The sequence below is a fragment of the Streptobacillus ratti genome (assembly GCF_001891165.1).
Lineage (GTDB): Bacteria > Fusobacteriota > Fusobacteriia > Fusobacteriales > Leptotrichiaceae > Streptobacillus > Streptobacillus ratti.
Window position 1 is genome coordinate 1 of record NZ_LKKW01000057.1, and the last position, 3,317, is coordinate 3,317.

2 protein-coding genes are annotated in these 3,317 nt (G+C 24.2%); one reads left to right on the top strand and one right to left on the bottom strand.

The genetic code is table 11. The features are described 5' to 3' along the window. Positions 1 to 61 precede the first annotated feature (61 nt). A complete protein-coding gene (locus BT993_RS06685; RefSeq protein ID WP_072593793.1) occupies positions 62 to 1,123 on the bottom strand; it encodes a M24 family metallopeptidase in 1,062 nt (353 codons plus the stop codon). Positions 1,124 to 1,282: 159 nt separating this feature from the next. Between BT993_RS06685 and BT993_RS06690 the strand changes: the two genes are divergently transcribed. Next, complete coding sequence (locus tag BT993_RS06690; RefSeq protein WP_072593794.1) at positions 1,283 to 3,160, top strand: hypothetical protein; 1,878 nt, start codon at positions 1,283 to 1,285, stop codon at positions 3,158 to 3,160. The last annotated feature ends 157 nt before the right edge of the window (positions 3,161 to 3,317 follow it).

The window sequence follows — 3,317 nt, forward strand, 5'->3', positions numbered from 1 at the left end:
TTTTTTTCACACTCTCGATAAAAAAGGGGCTGTCCTATTTCGTAACAGCCTCTTTAATAATTTATTTTGGATATTTTGTTAAAACTTCACAGCCATTTTCTGTAACAAATATATCATCTTCTATTCTTATTCCAACTTTATTTGGTATATATATTCCGGGCTCTATTGTAAATGTCATTCCTACTTCTAATAAATCTGTTGTTTTTTGAGATACATCAGGATATTCATGACAATCCATACCAAGACCATGACCTAATCTGTGATTGAAATATTCTCCATATCCAGCATTAGTTATAATATCTCTTGCGATTTTATCAATATCTGCAAAACTAACACCTGGTTTTACAGCCTTTATAGCTTCTGTATTTGCTTTAAGAACTAAATCATAGATAGACTTATCAAAATCACTTACATTACCAAATTCCATACATCTAGTAATATCACTAGCATACCCTTTATAATAACAACCTAAGTCTAATAATATATATTCATTATCTTTCAAAGCTCTATTGCCACTTTCTCCATGAGGATTTGCAGCGTTATCTCCAAATAGTACTATGGTATCAAAACTCATTTTAGAAACACCATGTTTTTTTATTTCATTTTCTATTATTGATTTTAATTCTAATTCTGTTATACCCTTTTTGATATTATTCTTAGCAATTTCCATACATTTATCAGCTAAATTTGCTGCTTTTCTCATAAATTCTAATTCTAAATTAGATTTTTTCTTTCTAAGATTACGAACTAAGTGTGAAACATCTTCTATTTCTTTAACTTTAAATGTTTCTAATATTGCCTCATATCTTAATACAGTAATATGTTCCTTTTCTATACCAAGTTTTGATATATTATTGGTAAATTCATGTAATTTAATATATGGATTTTCTGTGTCTAAATATCCAATTATATGAATATTTTTAGTTGATTTTTTAGCAACTTCTTCCTCTAATTTTGGACATAGAATAAATTCATCACCATTTTTATTTATCGAATACATTAAAGCTCTCTCATGTGGATCACAAGAAAAGCCAGTAAGATATTCTATATTTTTTGGTGTAGTAAATATTATAGCATCAAGCCCTGTTTTTGCTATATATTCAAGTACTTTTTCTTTTTTCATATTCTCACCTCTTTTTCTATTATTATACTTATTAAATTTGAATATTGCAATAAAATGTTATAGCATATACTGATAAATAACTTATAACTTTCTTAGTTATGTTGACATTTCAACATAATCGTTGTATTATTTAACTATAACAAGGAGAGGTGAAGAAAGATGAAAAGAAATTTTAAAAATTTATTTATTGGAATAGCGGTGAGTCTGTTTATTACTTCATGTTCAGCACTAACTGCAAAACAATTATATGAAAAAGGAGATTATATAGGAGCTTTAGAAGCAACAGTAAAAGAATTAAACAATGCTAAATCAGAAATACCATTAGATGTTGCAAATGAAATTACTTCAAGAATAAGAGAAACAGAAAATAGATATATTTCTATAATTAATAGTTCTAATGATAATAGAACTAAAGCTAACACTTATTTTGAATTATGGAAAATGGGAAATATAATTGAAAAAAATCCTATTTTAGAAAAATATACAGATTTTAGAACAAGAAATGATAATTATAGAAATCTAAATTCAGCAATTCAATTAATTAAAAGATATGCTGATGAAGATTTAAATAGTAGATTAAGTTCATTAGGTGATTTTATTTCTAAATTAAGAAAAGCAGATGTTAAGAATACACCATATTCTTCAATTTTTGAATCATTTGCTAGATATACTGCTGATATATATATTAACAGAGCAGAAAGTTTAGAAAGAATAGCAAAATATAGAGAAGCTAAAGATATGTATTATAAAGGGTATGAATCATATAGAGATTTTAATAATAATTATAGAAATTCACAAACAAAATATAAAAATTTAGCAAAAGTAATTGATTTATCAGATGCTGAACAACATTTCCAATCAGCTATTAGTTTATACAGCTCAGGAAGATTTTCAGAAGCTAGAGATAGATTTGAGAAATCAAGAGAGATATATTATAGATATTCAATGAATAGAAATGTTGAACAAATAGATGCTTATATTAAAGATATTAAACGTAGAATAGAATTAAATGAAGCTAATAAATATTTTGATGAAGGTAAGAGATATTATAACAGTGGAAATTATGATAGAGCTAAATCAAGATTCTTACAAGCTAAAAAAGTATATGATTATTATAAAAACTATACTTTATCAAAAGAAATAGATGTATATTTAGAAAATATTAAATATAAATTAGAAATACAAGTTGCTGATAAGTATTTTGAAGAGGGTCAAAGAAACTATAATCTACAAAGATATGATGCTGCAAAAGTTGCTTTTGAAAAAGCTAGAACTATATACATTGCACTTGGAGAAAGAACTAAAGTAAGTCAAATAGATGTATATTTAGAAAATATTAGAACAAGAACTGGAAATAATTCTGCAAATAATTTTAATACATACTATAGACAAGCAATTTCATATTTAGAAAGAGCAGATAAATCATATAGTGAAGAAGATGCAAATTATTATTATAGATTAGCAATAGATAATTTCAAAAAAGCTTTAAATTATACAAATGATTACTATAAACGTAATGAAATAAATAAATATATTCAAGATTTAGAATGGAAAATAAAAAATAGTAAAAATAAAACAAATGAATATAAGTTTGTAGAAGAGTATAATAAAGCATTAGAAGTTATAGATTATGCTAAGAAACAACCAACTTTTGAAGATGAAAATTATTACTATAGAGAAGCGTTAGGTATTTTAAAAAATGCACTTAATTTAACTAATGATTCAAATAAAAGAAGTCAAGCTCAAAGCTTAATAAGAAGTATTGAAAATAAAATTAGTGAAAATGAAAGTAGAATGAGATTTGAATTAAAATTTGATGAACTATATAGTAAAGCTCAAAGTTATGTAACTTTAGGAGAAAGTAAAATGAATCTATATGATTCAAATAATAATTATCAAAAAGCAATAAATTATTTAAAAGAAGCTTTAAGATATACAAAAAATCAAAATAAAGTAAATCAAGCTAATAATTTAATTTATGATTTAGAAAATAGATTAAGAAGAGTAAATAATGGTGATTTTAATCAATACTATTAAAATTCACAAATTTTTATTAAATTAGTAGAGATGATGATATGATAGTTGAAGAAATAAATTGTTGAATGTAATAACTTTAACTGTTGTAAAACTAAAAAATAATTAGGAAAAGGCTAGAGATTTATCTAGTCTTTTTTTAAAATGTTGTGAGATAATA